Consider the following 25,991-nt stretch of genomic DNA (forward strand, 5'->3'; position numbering starts at 1 on the left):
AGCGCACCCTGCCAGTCCGATTAATGAAGCAAATCCACAATATGAGGAATGATTTGGATATGCTGAGTCAACAAATAATCCAACCTATCCGCCAGTAAACTAAAAATTAAATCGTTATAACTCATCCCGTATTCTGCCAAACCTAAAGCTACCAAACTCGTCACATTTTCCCCTGGGTGTTTGAGATCCGGTTTGGGATTTGCTTCCAAAACATAAAGCGAGCCATCAGCATCACTTCGGACATCGATCCGCACCAAACTGTTCAAACTAAACTCCCAATAAATTTTTCGAGCTAACTCAATTAACTCTTGTTTTAGTTCAGGTTCGTCACCGCCCATCAACCGTCCTCTGTCGGCCGTAATCGCCTTTTGATCCATAGAGGTAAAGATGCGTTCTTCCGGCTCCAGCACCCGCTCTACAGTCGAAAAAGCAAAGGGTTTGGTATTTTTATAAAATCTGCCTTTAGCATAAGTAACATAGCCGCAGACCGCTACACAAAATTCTCGTCCCGGCAAATACTTTTCAATTAAAGCAGTATTGTGAGTGTCTCGATGAACTTCCGAAACTGCCTGAGACAAACTCTCAATCTTGTCTACAAAATGAACGTGCAGCGAAGCGCGACCGGATACTGGTTTAACAACAAACGGCCCTTGATAGTCACCAAAAGCAATCGCAAAACGCTGATGCAAATTAGGATGCAAAATTCCTTGAGAAGGATGCCAAGTCATAAACGGAGCGGTTTTAATTCCGACTGATTGCAGTTCCCGTTTAAAAGCGTGTTTGTTATCTAAAGTTGAACTATTTAAAGGATTGTGACCGACATAAGGCATTCCCAACATTTCCAACAATGCGGGAGTGTGACAAACAGGATTGTAGCCCTGGACTCCGCCAGTATTCAGCCACACTAAATGGATATTTTTTTGTTTGAGTTGTTCCGGCAAATTCATGTCATCAGGTAGGACAAAGACGTGCTTAAAGCCAATTTCTGCTAAGGCTTGAGCAATCTCGCGGGCGACTACTTCGTAACTCTTCCAAGCGCGGGGGTTGTGAGTTTTGTAAATCACAGAATCCGGGCGAGCGCAGTCGCCGCCGAACACCACAGCAATCCGCAATTTAGCAAAGAGTACCTCCAAATATTGAGGAAGCAAACTAAAGTCATAATGCCAGCGATTCCGGCTAATTGATCGGGGAATCATTTAAGTATTTTTCCTTTTTGTTTCATTTTCTAGCGACCGAACCGCTGGATTTTCCCAAATATATTCCAGCCAAAACCACAGAGAAAGCAAACCAATTAAACAAGCTCAAACTTTCCGAAAACAGCACCCAAGCCATAATAGCCGTAATTACGGGTTCTAGCAGCAGGAAAAAAGCAACAAATTCCGAGGACAAACGACCTAGACTGTGGATAAGCAGTCCCTGACCGAAAGCTTGGCAAATCACCGCCAAAGCAATTACAGTCAGCCATCCCTGCCAAGAATAAGGGAAAATTCGATCTCCTGCCAGCAGAACCAGTGGCAAAATCAATATACTGCCCATAAAACAGCGCCACATCAATATAGTTGTTGCCGGAAACTTGGTTCGCAAATGTTCTGAAATGAGCAGATTTCCTGCATAAAACATCGCCGATAAAAGAGCAGCAATGTCGCCGGCAAGATTGTCTCCCGCAGTTTGCAAATCGTCCATGCCGATCGCAATTGCACCAGACAAAGCCACCGCCAGTCCCACCAAAAACCTGTTGTCAAAGCGCCGCCCCAACAGCAGCCATCCCCCCAAAGTAGTAAATAAAGGAGTTAAGTTTCGCAGTACAGTAGAATTGGCGACATTAGTCTGACTCAGTGACCACGCCCAGAAACCCACAGAAGCAGAAGACACCACGCCTACGGCGATTAACAGCATCACATCCTGCAGAGTGTAGTTCGATCGCTCTTCAACTTGTGCCCCAGACATTCGGCGGCGGGCAGCACCCGCACCATTCCACACTCCAAATACTACAGTTGCTATCCACAAACGGTTAAAAACAGTAGCATTCGGGCTGATTTCCCGTTCGCTCAACCTAATAAAAATCGCAGCCAGCGACACCGCTAGCAGCGCCGCCGACAGCGATGCGATCGCCCAAATTTTGCCTTGACTCTCAGCTAACTCACCGTTGTTTAAACTGTCTGGCTTTCCAGAAACAAGAGTTTTGTCTTCAGTTGTTAAGGCAGAGTTTAACTCTGTTTTTTCCAAAATATTGAGCTGAATTTCAATATTTGGCTCTGGCAATTCCAGTTTTTTTGACATTATTAAAAGTTCCAATGAAGGCAGAAGGCAGTTGTGTAGGGTGCGTGACTAAATAAAATTTAGGCTACGAAGAGAGTAACTCAAAAGTCACGCACTCTACTTAATAAGGCTGCATAAACTATTGTTTATAGTTAACAACAGCTTAGGTTGAAGGTTTAACAGAAAGCCTTGTCAAAGCCTCCTTTAGTGCCGGCGGCAATTGCCGGATAATCTTGTTCTTGTCGCGATCGACACCAACCAAAGTTACCTGTGCTGTCACATATAACTCCTGAGTATCAGCCGATCGAATTTCGTAATCCCAAAGCAGCCGCACACCCTCGGTAGCAGCGATCCGCGTTCTGACTGCTACAGATTGACCCATTTGTACAGCCCGGTGGTAGCGCAGCGAAAGTTCCACCACGGGCAATTCCAAACCCTGCGCCACCCAGTCTGCATACTCGATGCCGAGAGAGCGCAAACTTTCCACCCTGGCTTCCTCCATCCAAGCAATATAAGTCCCGTGCCAAACCACACCGCTGTAGTCAGTATGGTGAGGATACACTCGCACCAAATATTCAAACCAGCCCTCAGAGTCCATCCCGCGCCGATTTTGAATAGCACCAGCCGGTGCGAGTTCTGGTTGAGTTCGATCGTTCTCTAACACTTTACAAATCGTTCCAAAACGCTACATTTCTACAAATCATAAGACAAACTTCAGGCTTATGCTTGACAGTAAGAAACTAGAGTACCAACGCCCTAGTTTAACGTCGCACAAGAAAACTCAACTGTTTTTACCGCCAAAACCATGATAGAAAAAATTTTAGTAGCTGTAGCCGGTCGCGGCTTGTGCGAAGAGATGTTTAATATGTTGATGGACATCCCTTCCTTGCAACAAACCTCTGTCACCGTCTTGCACGTCGTGCCGCCGCAAGTAACCTCCGATGGCATGGCCGAGAAGTTGGAAGAAGGAGGAAAGATTTTAGCACAAGCAGTCCAGTCTTTGAAAATAGATCCCAGCAAAGTTAACCCGCGGCTCAAACAGGGAGACCCGAAAACCACCGTTTGCCAAGTCGCAGAAGAAGAACAATCCGACTTAGTAATTATGGGTTCCCGGGGACTCGGACGGCTGCAATCGATTTTGGAAAACTCAGTAAGCCAGTACGTTTTCCAGCTAACATCCCGACCGATGCTGTTAGTCAAAGACGACATTTACGTCAAAAAAATCAAGCGCGTCATGGTAGCGGTAGACAAATCAGAAGCTGCCAAACAGTCATTACAGCTTGCGCTATCTTTGGTCAAAGAAGTCAGTGGCGGAGAGATAATTTTAGTACACGTCACCAAAGATTTGACGGGAAAAGCCAGCGAAGATTTAACAGCAAGTGCTGAAAAAGACCCCGTATTAGCTCCAGCAGTAGCGCTAACCAAACAAATGGGAGTTAGCTACCGCTGCGTCAGTGCTACAGGTAAGCCAGGGGAAGAAATTTGTCGGATTGCAGACGACTTGAATGCCGACTTATTGGTAATCGGTTCCCCGGATCGGCGACCCAACGTTGCCAAAAACTTTGTGGATATCGATCGACTCCTAGGAAATTCGCTATCAGACTACGTGCGAGTTTATGCCAACTGTCCCGTATTGCTAGCCCGCACAGTCGGCTAGAATCGGATCGTTAAGACTGAGCAGCTAACACTCAACAGTTAACAAAAAAAGCGCCTCAGCAAAAAGCTGTTGGCGCTTTTTTTTGCAAGCAGCAAAGCCAGACAGAAATAGCAGCAGTTGCTAATCTTTTCTACCTTGACGGCTAGCTGTTTGAATGTACAGAATGATTAGAAAAACACTGGGAACCAATACAAACAGAATGGTTGCCACAAACCCTAAATCGTTAACTTCCATGAAGACGCTCGCCTCTATCGGAAAATAGAAAAACACACACAACTAGGATATCACTCAAAGGCAAAAGGCAAACTCGAAGACAGAAGAAGAGCTTACCGACAAGCGTCGAAACCTTCTTTCTGGCTGGATGCCTTGCTGCCCAATCTCTTATTTGTCCTAGAAACCAAGTTTCTTTTCCTAGATCGGCAAAATGCGTGATTATACAGTGAAATAGGAAAAAAAACAAAATTATTGCATTCTGCATTTTTCTTTGCTTCTGCATCTCTAGCATCTCTAGCCTTCTGCCCTCTGAAAGTCACGGTTTAGTCTTCACGCTCACCTCGCCATTGACCATAGCTTGACAAGCCAACCGATAGTTTTCGGGCTTTTTCTTGAGCTTGCGGTTCTCAAAGTCTGTGCGGGGCGACAGATTTTCACTGCCCTCTACAATTTCCACAATGCAGGTGCCGCATTGACCGTAGCCCCCGCAATTCATCATCTTTCCCGAAAATGTGTACAAATCGATGCGGTTTTCTAGAGCTTTGAGCCTCAAATTGGCTCCGTCTGCTGCGATGACTTCCTGATTTTCCTTCACAAACTTGATATTGGCCATTGCCGATTCCTTAACGCAGTTGACATGGAACTCTATTACAAAATATTAACTAATGTGTCGGACGTTTAATACCCGATGTCTAATTGCCTTTGTGATTAAAGGTGCGCGCGAGCGTAGCTATCCCGTAAGGAATCGCCCCAACTCAATCTCAAGGAGCATCCGAGAGGTTATTAGTCGGAAGATTGCTCACAGCCCGCTGGAGAGACGAAAGCCCGAGGTTATAGGTGACAATGGCCGACAATCGGTTTCTCTCAGCCCTAGTCAAATCAGTTTCCGCCTGAATCACATCCGTCTGAGTACCCACACCAGCTTGAAAGCGCAGTCTGGCCAAACGCAGAGCTTCCCTCGACTGCAAAACTCCCGCCTCTGAAGTTTCGATATTCTCAAAACTCGATTCCAAGCCAAAATAAGCTTGTTCCACTTCCCGACGCACTTGGTTGCGGAGTTGGTCAAATCGACTTTCAGCGATCGTAATATCAGCATCCCGCTGTCTCACCCTCGCGTTCGCCGCACCCCCGTCGAAGATACTCCAAGTCAGACTCGCCCGGATCGAATACCCGTCCGCCCACCCGCGAGTAGCATACGGGCTCGGGTTATCAGGGTCTTGTCCCAGTACGTTGTAACTACCCCCAACGCTCAGTTGAGGCAAACGCCCCGCCTGAATCGATCGCCTCTGCTGCTTGCTGATATCCCTCTGCACCAACTGCTGTTCCAACTCGGGGCGATTTTTAAAAGCCTGCACGATACTCTCTTCCAAAGACAGCCTCCAAGAGCCCGCTTGCTCTACGGGATCGGCCGCTGTCAAGTTCGCCGACTGGCTGACATTCAAAATTTCAGCCAGACGCCGCTGGGCAACTCGCTGATCGCGACGGGCCACTGACAGTTGTTGCTGTTCGTTAGCCAAATTTGCCTGAGCCTGTAACACAGCAAACCGGGTTCCCACCCCTGCCCGTTCCAGGGCTTCGGCATCCCGCAAACTTTGCTGGGCATTTCTCACCGAAGCTTGGCGGATGGCAACTTGTCCGTCCGCGTTTTGCAAGTTGTAGTAAGCCTCAGCAGTGTCGAAGCGGAGTTCCTCGGCTTGGCGTTCCACATCCAGTTCCCGAAGGCGCAACTGTTCCTCAGCAGCGCGGATGTTAGCGCGCCGTCTTCCGAACAAATCGATGTCATAGTTCAACTGCAAAGTGCTGTTGAGACTGTTGCTGCCGAAATTTGGGCCGGCTTGAAGGGCGGGCAGCCCGGTTCCGTTAGCCCTCTGGTTGAACTGGCGCTGCTGAGCCCGGACTCCGAGTTCTCCGCCGGCACTCACAGAACGGCTGGCGTCCATTTGAAAATTCAGGTCCGGATAAAGAGCAGCTTGCTGTTCGCGCAAAGCTGCTCTGCTTTGTTCCACTTGCTGTCCGGCGATTTGCAAAACTTGGCTGTTGCGGCGCGCGAGGTCGATCGCCTGCTGCAAGGTAATTGACTCAGTTTGCTCGATCCTGACATCCTCCGGGCTTGTCGGAAACAGCAGTGGATTAGGGTTGGGTTCCAGGGAAGCCGGAGGCTTGGTGTCTAGAATGCCCCTCGGAGGCACAGGGGGGAAACTTTCGTTGGGAGTGCCCCGGAGAATAGGTACCGGGGAACTGGGCACAAGAATATTGTTGGCAGGGTTCGGGGAAGGCTGCTGAACTTGTGTCGGTTCCAAACCTCTTAGTGGTGTGGAACCGCCCTGAGACAGAGTTGATGGGGAAGCCGGAGCAGCCTGTTGAGGCTTTGATGCTTGCTCGGGCTGGGTTCGAGTTGATGCGATATTCGCTCCCCCTTGCTGCTGAGACTCGGAGGTTTGAGGGTTAAGGGCGATCGACTGTTCGGCCTCTGATGCTGATTCTGCCGCTGTGTTCGAGGTCGATCGAACATTCTGCCCTAATTCGAGCTGATTGCTAAGGGCCAAACTGTCTTGAGATTGAGCCGGAGGCTGTGCTGAAGCACTCTGTGCGGCGTTGCCCAAAGTAATTGCAGCGCCCACTCCGACTACGATGATTTGACGAAAAACACGCATAATTTTTTAATTACTCTGCAATCCTAGAGACAATTTTAGAGGAAGATTGAGGTCTCAAGTTTCTAGTCTGTAGCCTGAACTCGACGGTTACAAGTCACAATTACCATACTCATCTTAACTTTTGAATGTTCGATTCAAAATTTAGAATTTAACTTCAGCATTTGCCAGACCGATCGCCGCCGAGATTAGTTCCTCTACTCCGCTAACCGGCAAAATCCGGGTTTTCAGCGAGCTGGCGAGCTGTTCGAGGGTCATGTCGTCTAGAAAACGCGGTTCCCCCTGTTTTAGCATCACCGACGGCAGCAGGATACCATCTCCCAAGTCTCGCCCCTGCAAAGCTTCGAGTAAATCTTGCCCGGTGAGCAAACCCGTGACAGTGATAGTTTGTCCCCAGTAGCGGCTGCACAGTGCTGCCATGTTGACGGACAAGCCGGGAATTTGATTTAGTTGTTGTACGATCGGCTCAAAAGCCTTTTCGACAGCATTCCCCACCACCCAAACTAACTTTCGCGCAGGCTCGACTTGCATCGGTTGCAGCTTCTCAAAAGCCGTTTCAAACTGCTGAATAAACTGGCGAATCGAACCCACACCGTTACCAATTTGGGGATAATCCTCATAATCAGCAGCCGACGGCAAATCCAAACCAGCGATTAAGAACCACTCATCAGCCAACCAAATGCAGCGCGATTTTGAATTCTTTTTCTTAGTTTTTCCGCCACCTTTTCCCTGACTCAAAACAGCTTGAATTTTCTGCACTTGCTCGATTACTTCCCGCGCTTTTTGGGCAGTTACAGCAATCAATTCATCTTCCTCTGGGCGAAAGCGAGTTAAACCAACCGGCACCACAGCTACCGATGCCACAGCCGGGATATTTCCGGTATGAAACTTTGCCAAATCCAACAAAGTGCGTTCCAAATGTTCGCCATCATTAATACCGGGACAAACAACAACTTGAGCGTGAATTTGCAACCGGCGCTCTTGAAACCATTTAATTTGTTCGATAATCTTCCCAGCCCGGAGATTTTTAAGCAACCGAATTCGCACGTCAGGTTCCGTAGCGTGTACCGAAACGTAAAGAGGAGAAAGCCGCATTTGTTCGATTCTGTCCCACTCTTTTTGAGTCAGATTGGTGAGAGTGAGATAGCTGCCGTAAAGAAAGCTGAGGCGGTAGTCATCATCTTTGAGATACAGAGTTTCGCGCTTTCCCGGAGGCTGCTGGTCGATAAAGCAAAAAGGGCAGCGGTTGTTGCACTGAATTAGTCCGTCGAAGAGGGCGCTTTCAAATTCCACTCCCAAGTCTTCGTCATACTCTTTTTCTATTTCTAACTTGTGAGTTTTGCCTTTGGCATCTAAAACTTCTAGTTCGAGAAATTCATCGGCGCACAGGAATTGATAGTCAATTAAATCGCGGGGTTTTTGGCCGTTGACAGCAATGATGGCGTCGCCGGCTTCAAATCCGATTTCGGCGGCGATGCTGTCGGGTAAGATCTTGGTAATTATGGCCGGACGTGTAGACAATTCGCTCATGATTATTAGTTATTTGTATGCTGAACGCTAACAAATAAATTTGCAATAGTTTGAACTAGGACTGACTGACCTCGTTGAGTGCTTCAATGATTTCATAATGTTTTACCGCAGGGAATGGGTCAGAGAAATGATGCAGCAGACAACGCCAGTCTTCCTAATCGGGTTTTGAGTTTCTAAAACTTAGGCTATTTTCTCGCCAACGATCGCAGCGATCGGCACCGCATAATGAATTTCATCGCCTCGAAAATGCGCGCCAATCCCCAGACTGTCAACACCAATATCTTCTCTAAAAAAATCTCGGATCTTATCCTCATCGCCGGGGTTTGGGAAAGAAGCAGCTAACTGCTGTTCCATCTCTAATTCTACCTTGTAAAAGGCTAAATGGATATTTTGAAGATTGGCATCGGCGGCTAATTTAGAAAACTCTTCCAAAGTCAAGGCGCGAGTATGAGACGGATCGCGAAGCTTCTCAATACAGTTGTAAGCATCAACTTTTTCCGGGGGCATCGCCACATCAGCAATCAAAATTCTACCGCCCCGACGGCACACGCGAACCATCTCCGAGAGCACGACATCCGGCTGTAAAAAATGATGGAAAGCGTAGCGACTCAAAACAATAGAAAAACTCTCATCGGGAAACGGTAGCGTCTCTATATCGCCTTGGTGCCACGAGAGATTAGTTAAGTTTTTTTGCTGTGCTAAACTCCGGGCTCGATCGAGCATTGCAGGTGTTAAATCGATGCCGGTAACGTGACTGGAAACCGCAGCAAAAGCACAAGCAACAATACCCGGGCCGCAAGCAACATCTAAAACTGTGTCGCTTTTGGATACCCTTGCCATCTTCATCAGTAAATCCAGAGACTCTTGATTGGTGTGGCCGTACAATTTGGAGAATGGCACAGCCTGACGGGTGAACTGGTCGATGATGGATTCCTGATGTGCGGTCATTTTTCTTGTTCCTTTTGATTGTTAAAGTTTTCGTCCTTCAGCATAGCCGATCGACTCTTCCCAATCTAATATATTTTTTCTGCACGCTGCCCTGCAATCTGCACCTCAAAAGTTATTCCAGAGCGGTGAGGCTGCCATCCGAGTTGCAGTGCTTGACGTATCCATTGCGCTACATCAGAGGGTATTACTGGAATTACTTTGTTAATTGAACCCCAACATTGAGGATGGGGGCAATCGGTGATAATAACTAATACCGAACCTGAATTTTCAGCGTGTTCGACAGCAACATGAAGCTTTCCGCAACCGTAATCTGCTTGCATATTACTAGCTTGTCTTCGGATGACCCAGATGAAATGCTCCCCATCAACTATGATTTTTCTTGTTCCTTTTTTCGGTATTGACATAGTTTGTTTCAACTGAAATATTTAAGCATTTTTAATAAGCCTTGATAAACAGGATTTTTGACTAACAAATATAGGTTTTGTTGCAGAGATTTTGCTCCTAACCCGGTTTGTGTGACTGGCGCAAAATCTCAGTTTCAAGCAACCTTAATCATGATATTAAACTGTGCTTTCTCAATCTTCCCGGTCAAATGAAAAAGCGGTAATGTTTGTCCGGTCATTGATTGCTGCCAAGATTGGTGAAAACTTGCTGCTCAACGTCATACTGCTTTGCATGGGCATATCATATCATGTCCGGTCGATTACCAGCGATCGAGACGGTTCGTAGTGCGGACTTTAGTCCGCACTACGAACTTGATGATGGTTATTTTAGTTTCCCACGATCGCATACCACAAACTCACCATCAGGCACAAACTCGCTAAATGCTGTGGCATCAAAGATTTAATCGATCGCTTGGCAATTTTTTGAGTCACAAATATTGTCACCAACAATGATACAATTAAAGTCAAGCCTTGCAAAAAACTAATCACCGCCGGATCGCCGACAAAACTCGGCAAATCATCTCTAATTTGTCCAAAAGTTGCAAAAGCTACCGGAATTACTCGCCCGCCTTCCTGCAAACCCAACCGCCAATAGTGAGCCAAACTACCGCCCCAAACTAGGGGTAAATAACCGTAAGCTAGGAAGACAAATGATAGGGGTTTGTAGGTGGTAAGTTGCACGGTTTCTGCTTGTCCCAATCGATAAATTGCCTGCATGATTCCATAGGCAATTAGGGGAATTAGCGGCGGGATAATTAACACTGCGAGCGACAGTCCTAAATGAGGTAAAAATTGCTCTAAATTGATGCCCAGTCCTAACAAATGATTTATTTCCGGTAAGCGATGGAGATAGATACCGCCTAATAATAGAAATAACAGGGCAACTTCATAGCTATGGGGAACGTGGGTTGTCCACAATTCGATGCCGGGGGGGCGCAAATTTAATTCTACCGATCGATGGGGACAAGCTTTCAAGCAAGTCATGCACAACACGCAATCTTTATTATCGGTTAATTGGGCTGGATGGGAATAAACCGGACATCCATTAGTAGTTAATCCTTCCCCCAAGCCGGGGCCGCCTTTGTAACATTGGTAGGTGCTGCATTGCGCCGCGCAGGTTCCTTGTTGGGCGCGAAGTTCGATAATTGAGAGTTTAGCAAATAATCCATTCATTCCCCCGATCGGGCATAAATAACGACACCAAAACCGCCTCTCGAAGATTAGGGAAAAAATTACCGCTCCGGCGGTGATGAGCAACAACAAACAACTGGATAAATAGGCGGTATTTTCTAAATTCCACAACTCTTCCCACAGAAATATCAGAGTAAATAGTCCAAATAGAAGCCAGCCACCCCATTTTTCTGCTTGTTGGCGCGGCCATTTATTGAGAGTTCGAGGGAAAAATTTCAGCGATAGTTTTTGGACGATTTCCCCATAAATCATAAAAGGGCAAAAAGCACACCACAATCGCCCGATGATGGGGAATAATAATAAAATTAACGGCCACCACCACGCCCAAAAGATATTTAGGGCAAAATTATGTTGTCGATCTTGGGGAGCAACAAACAGGATAATTACCACCAATGCAAAAACCCAGGTGGTAAACCAATAATTCACGCGATCGGGATACCAATCGCTCCGTAAAAATTGCCGAAATTTTGGATAAATATTTAATAAATTCAGCCGAAACTTTTGTTTCTTAGCTGCCTGGGCCCAAAACACTTCTTCCGTTAATACCTGACTCCCCTGTGCTTGAACTAAGGCGCGATCGACCATTCCCTGCAATTCCTGCAAGTTCCCTGGAAAATCGTAGGCTTGCAAGCGGCGAATTGCTTCCGGCGTGACTTGGGGCTTGACTAATTTCTTTTTGCGACCAATGATATTGAGATAATAGTTAACCTGTGCTTCTAAATCTGTTTTTCGCACCCGCAAGGAGGGGACTTTAATCTTGTGTTGTGTCAGCTTATCTAGCTTGGGCTGCACAGTTTCTGAGATTAAAATTATCCGGGCCTTACTAGGACGCGGTGGTCGCGGTATTTGTCCTTCCTTGACAACTGGCGTATAGGTTCCCTCGGTTAATAATTGCTGAATTTGGGGGCATAATTGAGCGGGTAATTCTTGCACGTCATTTAAAATTAACGTCCCTTCTCCCAACCATTCCAACAGCCCCGGTTTGCCGCCCAACCGCCCGAATAATTCTGCTCCATTGCTCTGAATTAAAGCACTTTTAATCTGAATAATTGGCTCGTTGCGGCGATGGGAACCGAAATGAATTAAAGCAGCTAAATTATCCTTTTCTAAACCAGGTTCGCCAGAGATTAATACCGATCGGCTGTCACTCGATGCCGTGCGAATTTGTTGGCGCAATTTCACTGCATAACGACTATTGCCAATAACTCCCCGTCTCGCCCTAGGTACTAGATAGCTGCGGAGGGCATTTTGACGCTCTCGTTCGTAGGCAATTTCTGCTTCTAGCTGCTCTAATTTCGCCGCCAAACGTTGAGCGTAGGCTTCGGCGATCCGTGGATATCTTTCTAGCAAACCACGCCAGCGATCGGCACTAATGACCCAAAATTGACATTCTGTCCGAGTTATAATTCGACTATCGGCAGGTTGCGATCGCTGCAGGGCAGATAAATTCACGATCGCCCCCGGTAACAAACTACTCGCCCACATTAATCCCGGTTGTTTGCGGCGGTAGCGATCTGCTTGTCCCCGTTCTAAAATATAGAGATTAGTGACAGGCGTATCTTCAATTACCACTCGAAATCCAGCGGGAAAAGTGGCCATTTCCATTTCACGCGCGATCGCCTCTAAAATCTCGCGGGATAATATGCCTAATTCGGTACTCTCTTCGAGCCAGTTAACTAATGTTTCGGTAGACATCGCTTAGCGTCGGCGAAAGCCGAATCGTGGTAGTTGGTGTAGAATATAACAGATTCCAAGTTTATGAAGCACACCCCAGAAACCCGGTTTCTCTGTACCAATAGCTGAAAACTGCTGTATATTATAGTGCCAGAAATCCTCATCATAATTCCAAGTTAACCTCAGCCATTGTTGAGTTCCATCAACGAGAGTTTTTCGTTTGAGTAGATCCACTTTTCAAAATTCACTTTACAGCGTCCCCACTCCTTATCTGTCATTGCAAACCAATCAGTATCCCTATTTCTGCCACGCACAATCATATGTTGTCGGAAACGCCCTTCATAGAGAAATCCCATTCTGGCGGCTGTAGTTCGGCTAGCATGATTAAGTGCATCGCATTTCCACTCAACTCTACGGTATGAATGACCGTCGAAAAGATGCTGAAGTAATAAAAACTGTGACTCTGTATTAACTTTACTTTTATGTACTGCAGGGCTAAACCACACATGACCGATTTCTGCTCGACTGTGATTGGGAACGATCGCTTGTAATGCGACAATCCCCACTTGAGTATTACTGGAGTTTTCAAAGACGGTCCAAGTCAAAGGCTCGGACTTACCAATCATTTCTGTTTCCATCCAGTATTGCATGGCAGAGGGACTTTCAAACGGACCATAGAACAGATAGTGCCACACCGCTTGCTTTTCAGGAGTGCCATGCGAGATCGAATAGAGTTCACCTACATCTCTTGTGGGAACGAGGGGCTTCAGCGTGACCAATTGACCCTTGAGTTGGATATATTCTGGTCGTTGCCAATTCTGTTGCTGCATAATTTTTTATCGTCGATTTACAGCATTTCTTAGCAAGAATTTACTGCTCAATTATAGAGTACAATGAAACTGTCTAAACGCAAAGGTTAGTAGTTGCCAATAACCTACGCATGACTTCCGCAAGCAGAATTAACTTTCAAGTTGCCAATTGACAGGTTGCCAATCAAATCCACCCCGATCGCGCGCGCGCAAATGTCCGATACCCGGATAGGGAAAATGATAGGCAAACATTAACGTGCGATCGCCTGCAATTTTTTCCAGTACGGCTTGGCGGGTAGTTGCAGCCATCTCTCGATCGGCATCAAAAATCGGTTTCCAGCTTGGATTCCACAGGTTAATTGTATGAATGTGAACCGTATCGGCCGTATGCACCATGACGGCATTTCCCGATGCAATTCTAATCGCAACGTGACCGGGCGTGTGACCGTAGGCAGGAATGGCTGTAAATCCCGGCAAAAACTCTTGGTTAACATCGAATTGAGTGACGCGATCGCGAATCAAACCTAACTGGGTTTTAGCAATCTCAATCATCTGCTGTTTCATCTCGGCAGGCCCCCCAAAATTGGGTAAATCCACCGAATTACCCGTCCAAAAATTCCACTCTTGTTTGCTGATGAAATAGCGGGCATTGGGAAACGTCAACCCGCTTTTCCCATTCAAACCACCCACATGATCTCCGTGCGCGTGAGTCAAAATCACCGCAGTAATATCGCTCGGTTTAATCTGTGCCTGCTGCAAGTTTTCTATCAGCTTGCCAACAGTTGCTCCATTTAACAAGCCGCTGCCTGTATCGATTAAGACTTTGTTCGCCCCGGTATCCACCAATAAAACATTACAATCTGCTGACAGCGTTTCCCCTTGAAAACCCTGTTTTAAAACCTCTTGCAACTCTTCTGGTTTGGCATTGCCGGCAAAGAGTGCTGCCGGGACGCTCAACGTTCCGTCGCTAATCGAAATCAGGTTGAAGTTTCCCAACTTAAATCGATAGATGCCAGCATTGCCGGGCATCGCGCGCGGAGGGGTTTGTGCCAGCAAACGGCCGGCGGTGGGTAGGGCGAAGGAAGTGGCGATCGCCCCTGTCAGAAAGGTTCTACGAGAAATAGGCATTGTTCCAAATACTCTTGAATATTAATCACAGATTGTCGTGCATCAGGTATTTTACGATCTGCCAGATTGACAGTCAATACGGCTTAAGCTCAACGATATATACTTTGGATCGAAACAACGCTACGAGGCTTGTGTAATTCGTCACCCAAATTCAGCATCCGGTTGCGCTCTAACAAAACCTCAATTCGTCGATCGGGTGGCCCATCTAAAATCAGATAACGTAATTTTCGATGGATTTCTAAAGCACTAATTAATGCTAGTTTTCCCCCCTCATTAATTCCATTTTTTGCCAGATTTAGCTTAAATAAAGTTTGGTTGTCTCTCAGGAAATTCGCGATCGCGCTTGCACCGATATCTCCAATCTGATTGGGCAGTGCCTTTAACACTTGTGTAGAAGGACTGTAACCTAAATCCAGATTGCCGATCGCGGGGTGAGTTTGCAGTGCTGCTAATAATTCCTCACAACCCTCTACCCCAATGCCATTGCTAGCCAATCCTAAATCAATCGCTGTTTTATTTTCTGCCAATCCACCTGCTAAAACTGTAACACCTCGATCGCCCAAATGATTGACATTAAGAAATAAGCCAGTAATTACAGGATTCTCAGCTAAAAGAGCGGCCAGTAAAGCAGCCTGGTTTGCTTGAATTTGATTGCCGCCCAAGTATAGCCGTTCAACAGTACGATTGGTGTAAGTCAAAATCTCTAAAATGGCGGCCAATCCCTCATCTCCTATTTGGGTATTGACCAAATCCAGCGTGCGGATGCTTGTATTGTGACGCAACATTTCCGCTAGATAATATCCACCTGCTACGCCGATCGGATTGCGTTTTAACCACAACCCAGTTACAGATTGATTCTGCGCCAGCGCTGTGGCAAGTGCCGCAATACCTGTGGATGAAATCGCATTGCAACCTAAATAGACAATCTCTAAACGGTTGTTGCGTTGAATCAATCGCGCCACATCTTTAGCACCACGATCGCCAATACCATTAGTTCCCAGTAATAAGCTAGCGATCGCATTATTGTTTGCCAATACTTCAGTTACTAAATGACATCCCATTGCACCTAAACCTTGCTTGCACAAATCGAGTCGTCCATCGGGCATGACTGTGCCGCGCGGGAAGACTATTTTTTGAGCTATCGACCCATCGGTTTGCAGGTAATCAATTAAGGATTTTAGCTCGATTACCACCTCGGGAGAAGACTCTATAGGATTGGGTAACGGACAGTGAAGATCGGTATTTACCATCATTTGCTACCAGGGAGAGGGGGCATAGTCTTTAAGAAAATGACCGTAAATGGGAGGATCGGGGTTTTCAATACCTTGAACGATTGGATCGTAAATTCTTGCCATCCCATCGATCGCATCTAATGGCGTGTAAAATCCTTGTTCTTCTTGAATTCGTATTTTCTTAGGATAAGGATTTTCATTGGTAATCCAACCCGTATCGACACTGTTCATGAAAATATTAGATCGGGCACAATCAACCGCCGAGGTTCGCGTCATCATATTCAAAGCTGCTTTTGCCATATTGGTATGGGGATGATAAGGTGTTTTACTGGATCGGTTGAATTGTCCTTCCATTGCCGAAACGTTGATGATAAAGCGTCTGGTAAAGGATGAACGAAGTAGTAATGGTTTGAGTTGGCTGTTGAGAATGAAGGGTGCGATCGCGTTTACCAAATGTACTTCAAGTAACTCGATCGTGTTTACCTCATCGAGTTTTAGCAACCAGCTATTTTCCGGGCGAAGATCCAGTTGTTGTCCGTCAGCATCGAAGCGATCGCGCGGGAAGTAATCCGCGATCGCACCCGGTACACTATCTTTGTAATTGAGTTGACTTTCGAGTAAAAAAGATTGCTGTCGGGGAGATTTTCCCTTTAATGTATTGCCATCGAGCGAGATTAATGCTTGCGCGTTTTTGCTGAGTATTTGTGATGCTTCTCGTTCTCGATCTAAGAGATGCTGATAAAATGCCAACGGACGCTTGATAGTTTGAGCAGCATTGTTGATGATAATATCCAGAGCGGATTCAGTATCGAGTAAATCCCGGACAAATGTTTCCACTGCTGGAATATTTCGCAGATCGAGTCCGCGAATTTGCAGGCGATCGCGCCATTGCTCGAAATCGGGTTCTCGACTGTAGCGATCGGCACAGTCATGGGGGAATCTTGTGGTGAGAATCACCTTAGCACCATCTCGCAACAGCCGCAATACCATCTGATAGCCAATCTTGATCCGTCCGCCTGTCACTAATGCAGTTCGCCCAACTAAATCGGTTCGCTGTTGTCGTTTTTGGTAATTGAATTGGGCGCATTTTGGGCAGAGTAAATGATAAAAAAAATGAATTTGCGTGTAGGGTGTTTTGCAAATGTAACAAAGGATCGGCTTGTGCAAATGCTGCGATCGAGTTGTTGATTCTGGTAACGCAGGGAATGGCTGTTGTTGGTGCTGGTGCTGCACCATGACGGTTGATGCTTTGACTTGGCGATCTTCAATTTGTCGTTGTTGTTGTTGAGTTTGACGCCAACCTTTGCGTCCCTGTTTGTAGATTTTGGCAATCAAACTTTTGAAGCGATCGTGTTTGGCAATGACCGCTGGATCTTCGGAAATTTGTTGCAGAACATTGAGGCAGATTTCTAATTGGTCTGGTGGGATATTCATCTGAATTATATGCCCCAAAAAGGTGGGACTGAGGGAGACTCGAACTCCCAACCTCTGCGATGCAGTCGCAGCGCTCTTCCAATTGAGCTACCAATCCCAAAGCTTAGAAATCGATTATATTTTATCATACTACATTATGGACGATAGCTGTCTAACGGCAAAGGTTAGTAGCGGCAGATAACCTTTGCATGACTTCCACAAGCAGGATTAACTTTCAAATTGCCAGTTGACGGGTTGCCAATCAAATCCGCCCCGATCGCGCGATCGCAAATGTCCGATACCCGGATACGCAAAATGATAGGCAAACATTAATGTGCGATCGCCTGCAATTTTTTCTAATACGGCTTGGCGGTAGTTGCAGCCATCTCTCGATCGGCATCACAACTTAGCTTCCAGTGTGGGTTCCATAAATTAATCGTATTAATGCGAACCGTAACTGAGTCATTAAGTTGATTAGATCAGTTCACCATCTTTAATCTTGCTCTCATTTTCAATAGACTCAAAAAATTGCGAAATCTGTTCAGTATATCTGATGTGATAAACACTTTTGCTACTTCGCGCCCGATCGATACATTCGCGATATCTTGGAGTCAAATATTATTTGTGACACAACCAAAGCACGCAGTAACCGATCGTGGAACCCTTGAATATTGGACTATTTTCTGGCCAGCCTTCGGGCGGATTAAAGTAACCCGAGTTCATTCGTTTAGTCATCAACCAGAAATGGACGTATAGCGGTAGATCGACATAAACCAGAGTATCCGCCTTATCAAGTCGCAGCCAGACGGTTTCCATGCAACCAAACCCGTCAAAACTCCATCTGTCAGTCTGCCAAATTTTCTGATGGGCGCGCTTCTAGTCTTCCTGTGACACCTCAACGCCGCCCGATCGATATTTAATCTTGTCCAAGACGTAAAGCGGCAACCCAGTGATGTCTGATAATCTCTTGCTGAGAGTTGATTTACCGCCTCCAGCGTTGCCAAATACTGCTACTTTTTTCACAGCCACTCTCCTTTTAGCGTTACCGAAATTAATAGGATACAAGCCCCATCCTTAGTTGACGGCTTTTCTATACTACAATAATTACTTCAGTTGACAGTTGACAGTTGATAGCGACATCTAGCAGGAAGGAAGAGGATTGGAGTAATGAATAGTCTTCTTTTAATTTCTCCCGATCGGGGAGAGGCTTTAAACCAATTCTTTCTGGTAAAGTTTTTCCACGTCAATGATAGTTTTAGAGTTTAAGGCTAAGGCAAAAACAACTCAATACGCTGCAGACGAAGCGATTAAAACCGCTCAGTTTGTCCGCCACAAATGTGTCCGTTTTTGGATGGGCAACCGAGGTGTGGAACAAAAAGATATGTATCGTCACAATACAGCGTTGAGAGCCGAATATCCCTTTGTCAAAGCCTTAAACTCTCATGCTTCTCAAGTGGCAGATCGGAGGGCATATATAGGGCAAAAAAGTGTGAGTAAGGTGCTAGGGCGAGCGATTGCTTTCTTACCCATTACCGGACATACTTCACTGCCCTTGAGAAGGGCTATAATTAGGTTCAAGTTAGTCGTGTTTTAGATATTTCTCAGCCCCCCACCTGCGATCGCCGTTAAAATGGCCACGCCAAATGCCAGCCGATACCACACAAACACCCAAGTGTTTTGAGTTTGCAGGAACTTGAGCAGCCACGCGATCGACAAATAAGAAAACACAAATGCCGAAATTGTTCCCACTATCAAAGCTGCAACTCCAGCATCGCTGATTCCTTCTCCTAAAGCACCCTTCAATTCCACTAATCCAGCCAGAGTAATTGCCGGAATTCCCAATAAAAAAGAAAATCGCGCGGCGGCGGATCTTTCCAATCCCATGAACAATCCTGCAGTGAGAGTGGAACCCGATCGCGAACACCCCGGAATCAAGGCTATTGCTTGAGCTAATCCCATAAAAATGCCGTCTGACACAGTTAACTTTTCATAAGTGCGATTGCGCTTGCCAGTTTTTTCTGCTATTGCTAACAGCAGCGACATGACGATCGAAGCAATGGCGATGCTGGCCAAACTCCTGAGCGGCGAGTGATCGAAGTCGGGAAGCAATGCCTTGATTAGCAGCCCAAAAAAGAGTATAGGTATTGTTCCCAAAACAATTCCCAGGGCTATTTGAAACTCTTGCGATTTGTAGTCGCGTTGCATCACGGCATCTGCAGCACCCAAAGTTATAGTTGTCAAGTCTTTCCAGAAATACCAAAGCACTGCCACAATGCTGCCCAACTGAATTACAGCAGTATAAGCAACCCCCGGATCGCCCCATCCTAGGGCGATCGGCACTACCTTTAAATGAGCGGTACTGCTGATGGGCAAAAACTCGGTTAATCCTTGTACAATTCCTAAAACAATCGCCTGCAACAGATTGATTTGAGCGGGCCCGGAAACATCAGCAGCGGGCGTTTGGGCGAGGAGTGTGTCAAGCAAAGCTATCATTAGTGATTAGTTCCCAGTTGTCAGTTTCTAATTATCAATTGGATTTAACATCTTGCATCATTCTCAGAAGCTAGAAGCTCAGCGTGCAACAAATAAATTTTATTGTGGCGCGGACACTTTCACCCCACTCCTGAAAAGCCGATCGCAAATAGTGTTCTTGGATCAGTAGAATCACCGTGCCGAGCGCTACAACAAGCAAATTATCATAGTCTATCCGAAACTACGTTAACCTACTCAGGAACATTTGCATACAGTTGCTGATACAATTAGGAAAGTTTTTGCATTTGATTTCGCTTTCCTTACAGCAACTGCCAACAACCTATGATATTTCCTGAGAACAAAAATTCACTTGTTACTCCTGCTTCTGGCCTGGGCTTGCTGAAGCGAATCTTGTCAGCCTGTGTTTTAACAGTGGCGATCGCACTTAGCTTGATACTGCTAACCGGCACGCCACCAGCCTTCGCAACTCTCACAGACGATCGCTTCGACGGCACTATTTATGCCCTCTACGCCGGTAACGGTTCCCTAGTTCCTCCTAAAGTCAAGCTTGCAGATTCTTTCAAACGCCATAAACCCGTATTATTAGTGTTTTACACTGACGACAGCAGCGACTCCAAGCAATATGCGATCGTCGTCTCTCAACTTCAGGAATTTTACGGCCGCGAAGCGGATTTTATGCCGATAACAGTTGACTCTTTGCCTCCCCAACCCTCACCGGAACTCACCGAACCGAGCCATTATTACGAAGGTTTCGTACCTCAAACTCTCATCCTGGATCAATCCGGAAAAGTTGTTTTTAATGAGAAAGGACAAATACCATTTGAACAGGTAGATGATGCTTTTCGGAAAGTATTTGATTTGCTGCCCCGTGAAAAATCAATCCCGCTAAAACGCCGCGTTGTCAACGAACTTAATGTCGAATTATCGAAGTAAAATGTTGCAATAAGTAAGCTAATCTCAACAAACGAAATAGTCGCGAGACCCGACTTATTGAACAAGTCAGGTCTCGATTAGCTCTCCAACCAATTTACTATCAAAAATGAAGTCAGGAATCAAAATATTATTAATCGCGGTTGTGACGGTATTTTTAGTTTTAGAAACTGCCGGAGTTGGGCGATCGATAATTAGCGCTTTTCCTGACAGCAGTTCCCGCAAACCTTTAGCTTTAAATAAATATACAGGCGTCGCCTATCTCGATTCGGCCTCCTGTACTGGTTCGCTGCTAACGGGAGGGTTGTACGTTCTCACGGCGGCCCACTGTCTGAATGAAGGCGGAGTTAAGGTTCCTGCTGAAACGGCAATTAAAGCAATTTTTAAATGGCCTAGGGGTGAAGTTAGCATCCCCGTTAGCAAATATTATATCCATCCGGGCTGGACTGGTTACGAAGCGGAAGTTGGCAACGATATTGCTATTTTAAAGCTGAAAAGGATCGCGCCGCCAAGGATCGAACAGTACGAGATAAATAGAAACAAAAATGAAGTGGGTAAAGTATTGACAAAAGTTGGATACGGGTATATAGGTTTAGGTGTAAAGGGACAAGATGAAAATTCTAATTCTGAGGCGAAAAGATATAGCGGACAGAATCGGTATGATGCTTTAATTGATGTTTTGAAAGATGCTACAGAATCAGATATGTCGGAATTGGTTTTGGGAAGTCAATTAATCTTTGATTTTGACGCGGGAACTAGCGAACACGATGCTTTGGGGAGGCATTTTCCGAGATTGCGCGATCGCGGTTTGGGGAAAAATGAGATAGCTACGGCTAGCGGAGATTCCGGCGGGCCTTCGTTTGTTGACGGAAAGATTGCGGGGATTAGTTCTTGGGGTTATAGCGATCGAGGATTTTTCAAAACAAACATCAGCGATTTTGATAAAATTGACGATAATGGCAGTTTTGGAGAAATTTCCGGCGACACGCGGGTATCATTTTATGCAAGTTGGATCGATCGGGTGACAAAAAATCCTTGATAGGGTTTTGGGTTAATTGTGGCTGACTTTTGAGGATATTAAGAGGAATAGGCATCAAAATCAAAGAAGGCAGGTTTTTTGCTGTTTGTGGGGGTTCGGAAGTATGCTCGCAAAACAACCGGCTTTCTGAGTGCGATCGTTGATCTTCCCATCCCGCTTCTGTTTCAAGCCCTAGATAGGAATTTAGGCATTTTCCGGCAAAGTGGTCTGTTTACAAAATAGCTCGCGAAACGTTTCAATCCCTGATAGGGTTTTAGGCATTTTCCGGCTCTTTTGGGATATTCCAGGCATACTTAATGCCTCGGTTTCAATCCCTGATAGGGTTTTAGGCATTTTCCGGCGTCACCGTTGCGTTTGTAGATTGGATATCGGTTTGTTTCAATCCCTGATAGGGTTTTAGGCATTTTCCGGCTTGATTACGCCGCCCAAACTCTTAATTTGCTGTTTCAATCCCTGATAGGGTTTTAGGCATTTTCCGGCATTCAATCGAGTTTTTACTTCGGAGTGCATCGACGCGTTTCAATCCCTGATAGGGTTTTAGGCATTTTCCGGCCTTCTTGCTATATTGGATTCGCACTAGACAGAAAGTTTCAATCCCTGATAGGGTTTTAGGCATTTTCCGGCCTGTTGCGAACAGCATTGCCCCAAATCCGATCGCCACTTGTTTCAATCCCTGATAGGGTTTTAGGCATTTTCCGGCGTCGGCCAGTGGAGTAGTAGTCAATCCGCCTTAGCCGGTTTCAATCCCTGATAGGGTTTTAGGCATTTTCCGGCTCACCAGGGCCCACAGCCTAGTAGCTCGGTCAACTAGTTTCAATCCCTGATAGGGTTTTAGGCATTTTCCGGCTTACGGATACATCGAGATTCCCTGGTGGCTCCCGTTTCAATCCCTGATAGGGTTTTAGGCATTTTCCGGCATAGCACTCAATGGGTAGACGTGAAGGCTATGCGTTTCAATCCCTTATAGGGTTTTAGGCATTTTCCGGCTGATTTGGGAATTTATGACTTGCATAAAGGTGAGGAAGTTTCAATCCCTGATAGGGTTTTAGGCATTTTCCGGCTGGAGCTACAAAGAAGGAGTCGTAGAGCCGGGTAAAGTTTCAATCCCTGATAGGGTTTTAGGCATTTTCCGGCCAGCAGTCAAAGGCCGCCGCAGTAATGAAACGTCCGGGTTTCAATCCCTGATAGGGTTTTAGGCATTTTCCGGCCCGAAGGGAAAAGGTATTCAAGTCTTTTGAGAGCTTCAGTTTCAATCCCTGATAGGGTTTTAGGCATTTTCCGGCTAAATGAATAATAGTAGTATAAACAATCAAGCCAAAGTTTCAATCCCTGATAGGGTTTTAGGCATTTTCCGGCTTTAAATCAACAAAAAGCAGCATTGGCTCATCAGGTTTCAATCCCTGATAGGGTTTTAGGCATTTTCCGGCTTAAAGTCTGAATAAGTCTTAAGAGTCTTAGAGTTTTGCGTTTCAATCCCTGATAGGGTTTTAGGCATTTTCCGGCCTGTTCCTCCACGTACCCAGATTTTTGTACCGTCATCGTTTCAATCCCTGATAGGGTTTTAGGCATTTTCCGGCTTACAGGGCGGATGTTGTCGGCTGCTGTTTCGCCGTTTCAATCCCTGATAGGGTTTTAGGCATTTTCCGGCGCAATTGGCGCGGGTTTTGCAGCAAAAGATATTTTGTTTCAATCCCTGATAGGGTTTTAGGCATTTTCCGGCGATTGGGAACAGGTGAAGACGAAGATGGCGACGAGTTTCAATCCCTGATAGGGTTTTAGGCATTTTCCGGCTGCGGCTTCGACCGTACTTGTGTCGGAAAGCAATATGTTTCAATCCCTGATAGGGTTTTAGGCATTTTCCGGCGGCAGCGTACTGCAAGGCGGCGCGGCTACCCTCAAGTTTCAATCCCTGATAGGGTTTTAGGCATTTTCCGGCCGGTGAAATATCCGGGCGGTGCTCCCGCTTCGAGTTTCAATCCCTGATAGGGTTTTAGGCATTTTCCGGCAGTGCTTCCGCTTAGGGAAGAGAAAGTCTAAGCCGTTTCAATCCCTGATAGGGTTTTAGGCATTTTCCGGCTGAATTAAATGGCACTTAATCAAAGTACAGCGTTGTTTCAATCCCTGATAGGGTTTTAGGCATTTTCCGGCTAATTTGTCCGGTCTTTTAGGTGGGGTTTGCGTTTCAATCCCTGATAGGGTTTTAGGCATTTTCCGGCACGATATAAGCAAGTCTTAAACGGTACAGTCTCGTTTCAATCCCTGATAGGGTTTTAGGCATTTTCCGGCACGACGATTGGCATTTGGGATTTACTGATTCTAGCAATCGTTTCAATCCCTGATAGGGTTTTAGGCATTTTCCGGCCAACGATTAACATTACAGCGGCCGGAAACATTACGTTTCAATCCCTGATAGGGTTTTAGGCATTTTCCGGCTGGACGCGCACAGATTATGAATTAGAACACTCTGTGGTTTCAATCCCTGATAGGGTTTTAGGCATTTTCCGGCGCCCAACAGTGAATCGCAATCACAAATTATAATGCGTTTCAATCCCTGATAGGGTTTTAGGCATTTTCCGGCTACAGGCATGGTAAAAACCCTTACCTGCAACTTAGCGTTTCAATCCCTGATAGGGTTTTAGGCATTTTCCGGCGTTCGGCACGAACCTAGAAAACTAAATAGTATGGGCGTTTCAATCCCTGATAGGGTTTTAGGCATTTTCCGGCTACAGCTTGCCGTGTTTGGGATATTCATGGTAGATTGGTTTCAATCCCTGATAGGGTTTTAGGCATTTTCCGGCTGGGTTTGTGGGAAAAAGGAAAACCCGCTAGCTCGTTTCAATCCCTGATAGGGTTTTAGGCATTTTCCGGCGTGGTGGCTCCCCAGCCACTTACGGCCTTTCCCAGTTTCAATCCCTGATAGGGTTTTAGGCATTTTCCGGCGTAGTTTGACTATTCACGGAAGCGACGGCAGTTTGTTTCAATCCCTGATAGGGTTTTAGGCATTTTCCGGCTTGTCTGAGTGGTGCACCGCTTAGGTTGTGGTTGTTTCAATCCCTGATAGGGTTTTAGGCATTTTCCGGCCCTCACTTCGACTTCGGACGCGCCCTCACCTTCGATGTTTCAATCCCTGATAGGGTTTTAGGCATTTTCCGGCTTACAGAAGCGTGTATACGCTTGGGCTTAGGCGATGTTTCAATCCCTGATAGGGTTTTAGGCATTTTCCGGCCCACAGTTCGATCGCTTCTACAATTGCAGCGCTTCTAGTTTCAATCCCTGATAGGGTTTTAGGCATTTTCCGGCAATTATTCTACCGGGGTGGTGTCCGTAGCTCGGGTTTCAATCCCTGATAGGGTTTTAGGCATTTTCCGGCCAAATTCGCATATCAGAACCGAAAGAGGGCGAAGTTTCAATCCCTGATAGGGTTTTAGGCATTTTCCGGCCCGTCATAATTTTTTATGGGTAGTTTGTCCACTAGTTTCAATCCCTGATAGGGTTTTAGGCATTTTCCGGCATGATTTGGAGGAGCATATTCTTCGTAGAGAAAAGTTTCAATCCCTGATAGGGTTTTAGGCATTTTCCGGCCAGTAATAAGAGAATTCATCAGCCAATTAAACGGGTTTCAATCCCTGATAGGGTTTTAGGCATTTTCCGGCGAAACCGCGCGGAGACAAGGCGATGATTCAAAAAATAGTTTCAATCCCTGATAGGGTTTTAGGCATTTTCCGGCAAAACAGTTTTGCCTACAATCAGTCGTATACCACTAGTTTCAATCCCTGATAGGGTTTTAGGCATTTTCCGGCCCGGGAGAGACCGGCAGCTATTTACTCAATCAAAGTTTCAATCCCTGATAGGGTTTTAGGCATTTTCCGGCTAAATTATGAAGAAACCCAACGATTTGATTTTCGTTTCAATCCCTGATAGGGTTTTAGGCATTTTCCGGCTGCGTTTCGGTTTCGTTTTCAATCTCGTAAAGCCCGTGTTTCAATCCCTGATAGGGTTTTAGGCATTTTCCGGCAATATTAGAAATAATGCAAAATCCCCCCTATTTAGGTTTCAATCCCTGATAGGGTTTTAGGCATTTTCCGGCCAACTTATGATATAGTCTCGAATTTCAAAAATTTGGTTTCAATCCCTGATAGGGTTTTAGGCATTTTCCGGCATCCGCAGCTTTTTGAAGATAATATGCGGAATTCGTTTCAATCCCTGATAGGGTTTTAGGCATTTTCCGGCTTGGTCAGTTCTATTGGTTCTCAATCCACTGCTGTTTCAATCCCTGATAGGGTTTTAGGCATTTTCCGGCGCAATGTCGCAGAATTTAGGTTCACCCTCAACATAAAGTTTCAATCCCTGATAGGGTTTTAGGCATTTTCCGGCAATCGGG

The 25,991-nt window shown here is 46.0% G+C and carries 21 protein-coding genes, 1 tRNA gene and 1 CRISPR repeat array (1 of these 23 cut by a window edge); of the genes, 5 read left to right on the plus strand and 17 right to left on the minus strand.

Features of this window, described 5'->3' with window-relative positions; genetic code table 11:
• Positions 1–20 precede the first annotated feature (20 nt).
• From QUA27_RS01755 to QUA27_RS01765, 3 genes are all read right to left on the minus strand, one after another.
• The gene (locus tag QUA27_RS01755; RefSeq protein WP_333065957.1) at positions 21–1,196 is read right to left on the minus strand and encodes a D-alanine--D-alanine ligase family protein; all 1,176 of its coding nucleotides are present in this window, start codon (positions 1,194–1,196) and stop codon (positions 21–23) included.
• Between the two features lie 22 nt (positions 1,197–1,218).
• Positions 1,219–2,280: a DMT family transporter gene (locus tag QUA27_RS01760; protein WP_333065958.1), complete on the minus strand. Its 1,062-nt coding sequence runs from the start codon at positions 2,278–2,280 to the stop codon at positions 1,219–1,221.
• A 142-nt stretch (positions 2,281–2,422) separates the two neighbouring features.
• Positions 2,423–2,923 (minus strand): acyl-CoA thioesterase, encoded by a 501-nt coding sequence (locus tag QUA27_RS01765; RefSeq protein ID WP_333065959.1) that lies wholly within the window; start codon positions 2,921–2,923, stop codon positions 2,423–2,425.
• A 141-nt stretch (positions 2,924–3,064) separates the two neighbouring features.
• Here QUA27_RS01765 and QUA27_RS01770 point away from each other — a divergent pair, with 141 nt between their 5' ends.
• The gene (locus QUA27_RS01770) at positions 3,065–3,916 is read left to right on the plus strand and encodes a universal stress protein (protein WP_333065961.1); all 852 of its coding nucleotides are present in this window, start codon (positions 3,065–3,067) and stop codon (positions 3,914–3,916) included.
• A gap of 120 nt (positions 3,917–4,036) precedes the next feature.
• Here the strand turns inward: QUA27_RS01770 and psbM are convergent, their stop codons facing one another.
• The 6 genes from psbM to QUA27_RS01800 all read right to left on the minus strand — a co-directional run bounded on the left by psbM (position 4,037) and on the right by QUA27_RS01800 (position 9,662).
• Positions 4,037–4,150 carry a photosystem II reaction center protein PsbM gene (gene psbM / locus QUA27_RS01775; RefSeq protein ID WP_015177760.1) on the minus strand — a complete coding sequence of 38 codons (114 nt, stop codon included), beginning with the start codon at positions 4,148–4,150 and terminating at the stop codon, positions 4,037–4,039.
• 295 nt (positions 4,151–4,445) lie between these two features.
• Complete coding sequence (locus QUA27_RS01780) at positions 4,446–4,742, minus strand: 2Fe-2S iron-sulfur cluster-binding protein (RefSeq protein ID WP_333065962.1); 297 nt, start codon at positions 4,740–4,742, stop codon at positions 4,446–4,448.
• A 148-nt stretch (positions 4,743–4,890) separates the two neighbouring features.
• On the minus strand, positions 4,891–6,783 hold the full coding sequence (locus QUA27_RS01785; protein WP_333065963.1) for a TolC family protein: 1,893 nt from the start codon (positions 6,781–6,783) through the stop codon (positions 4,891–4,893).
• A gap of 141 nt (positions 6,784–6,924) precedes the next feature.
• Positions 6,925–8,310 carry a TIGR03279 family radical SAM protein gene (locus QUA27_RS01790; RefSeq protein ID WP_333065965.1) on the minus strand — a complete coding sequence of 462 codons (1,386 nt, stop codon included), beginning with the start codon at positions 8,308–8,310 and terminating at the stop codon, positions 6,925–6,927.
• Between the two features lie 180 nt (positions 8,311–8,490).
• Entirely contained in the window at positions 8,491–9,258 is a 768-nt protein-coding gene (locus QUA27_RS01795) for a class I SAM-dependent methyltransferase (protein WP_333065967.1), read from the minus strand.
• Positions 9,259–9,323: 65 nt separating this feature from the next.
• Complete coding sequence (locus QUA27_RS01800) at positions 9,324–9,662, minus strand: hypothetical protein (RefSeq protein WP_333065969.1); 339 nt, start codon at positions 9,660–9,662, stop codon at positions 9,324–9,326.
• A gap of 202 nt (positions 9,663–9,864) precedes the next feature.
• Here QUA27_RS01800 and QUA27_RS01805 point away from each other — a divergent pair, with 202 nt between their 5' ends.
• Complete coding sequence (locus tag QUA27_RS01805) at positions 9,865–9,987, plus strand: hypothetical protein (protein ID WP_333065971.1); 123 nt, start codon at positions 9,865–9,867, stop codon at positions 9,985–9,987.
• 41 nt (positions 9,988–10,028) lie between these two features.
• On the opposite strand, the gene QUA27_RS01810 is transcribed toward QUA27_RS01805, so the two are convergent.
• The 7 genes from QUA27_RS01810 to QUA27_RS01840 all read right to left on the minus strand — a co-directional run bounded on the left by QUA27_RS01810 (position 10,029) and on the right by QUA27_RS01840 (position 18,171).
• On the minus strand, positions 10,029–12,587 hold the full coding sequence (locus QUA27_RS01810) for a sigma 54-interacting transcriptional regulator (protein WP_333065972.1): 2,559 nt from the start codon (positions 12,585–12,587) through the stop codon (positions 10,029–10,031).
• A gap of 161 nt (positions 12,588–12,748) precedes the next feature.
• Positions 12,749–13,396: a GNAT family N-acetyltransferase gene (locus tag QUA27_RS01815; RefSeq protein WP_333065974.1), complete on the minus strand. Its 648-nt coding sequence runs from the start codon at positions 13,394–13,396 to the stop codon at positions 12,749–12,751.
• Between the two features lie 129 nt (positions 13,397–13,525).
• A complete protein-coding gene (locus QUA27_RS01820; RefSeq protein WP_333065976.1) occupies positions 13,526–14,503 on the minus strand; it encodes an MBL fold metallo-hydrolase in 978 nt (325 codons plus the stop codon).
• An 89-nt stretch (positions 14,504–14,592) separates the two neighbouring features.
• Positions 14,593–15,756 carry a leucine-rich repeat domain-containing protein gene (locus QUA27_RS01825; protein ID WP_333065977.1) on the minus strand — a complete coding sequence of 388 codons (1,164 nt, stop codon included), beginning with the start codon at positions 15,754–15,756 and terminating at the stop codon, positions 14,593–14,595.
• Positions 15,757–15,759: 3 nt separating this feature from the next.
• On the minus strand, positions 15,760–17,169 hold the full coding sequence (locus QUA27_RS01830; RefSeq protein WP_333065978.1) for an SDR family NAD(P)-dependent oxidoreductase: 1,410 nt from the start codon (positions 17,167–17,169) through the stop codon (positions 15,760–15,762).
• Positions 17,170–17,192: 23 nt separating this feature from the next.
• Positions 17,193–17,267, minus strand: a tRNA-Ala gene (locus QUA27_RS01835).
• 757 nt (positions 17,268–18,024) lie between these two features.
• On the minus strand, positions 18,025–18,171 hold the full coding sequence (locus QUA27_RS01840) for a P-loop NTPase family protein (protein WP_333065980.1): 147 nt from the start codon (positions 18,169–18,171) through the stop codon (positions 18,025–18,027).
• A 223-nt stretch (positions 18,172–18,394) separates the two neighbouring features.
• Here QUA27_RS01840 and QUA27_RS01845 point away from each other — a divergent pair, with 223 nt between their 5' ends.
• Positions 18,395–18,742: a hypothetical protein gene (locus QUA27_RS01845; protein ID WP_333065982.1), complete on the plus strand. Its 348-nt coding sequence runs from the start codon at positions 18,395–18,397 to the stop codon at positions 18,740–18,742.
• Here QUA27_RS01845 and QUA27_RS01850 read toward each other — a convergent pair.
• Positions 18,739–19,641: an undecaprenyl-diphosphate phosphatase gene (locus tag QUA27_RS01850; protein ID WP_333065984.1), complete on the minus strand. Its 903-nt coding sequence runs from the start codon at positions 19,639–19,641 to the stop codon at positions 18,739–18,741. The two genes, QUA27_RS01845 and QUA27_RS01850, sit on opposite strands and share 4 nt — an antisense overlap.
• A 321-nt stretch (positions 19,642–19,962) precedes the next feature.
• Between QUA27_RS01850 and QUA27_RS01855 the strand changes: the two genes are divergently transcribed.
• Both QUA27_RS01855 and QUA27_RS01860 read left to right on the plus strand, forming a co-directional pair.
• Positions 19,963–20,574 (plus strand): thylakoid membrane photosystem I accumulation factor, encoded by a 612-nt coding sequence (locus QUA27_RS01855; protein WP_333065985.1) that lies wholly within the window; start codon positions 19,963–19,965, stop codon positions 20,572–20,574.
• Between the two features lie 106 nt (positions 20,575–20,680).
• Positions 20,681–21,610, plus strand: a complete 930-nt coding sequence (locus tag QUA27_RS01860) for a trypsin-like serine protease (RefSeq protein ID WP_333065986.1) — start codon at positions 20,681–20,683, stop codon at positions 21,608–21,610.
• A 232-nt stretch (positions 21,611–21,842) separates the two neighbouring features.
• A CRISPR array of direct repeats spans positions 21,843–25,991; the repeat unit is 37 nt; unit sequence GTTTCAATCCCTGATAGGGTTTTAGGCATTTTCCGGC; it runs 2,569 nt beyond the window's last position.

The organism is Microcoleus harperi Pol14_C6 (assembly GCF_036701295.1).
GTDB lineage: Bacteria > Cyanobacteriota > Cyanobacteriia > Cyanobacteriales > Microcoleaceae > Microcoleus.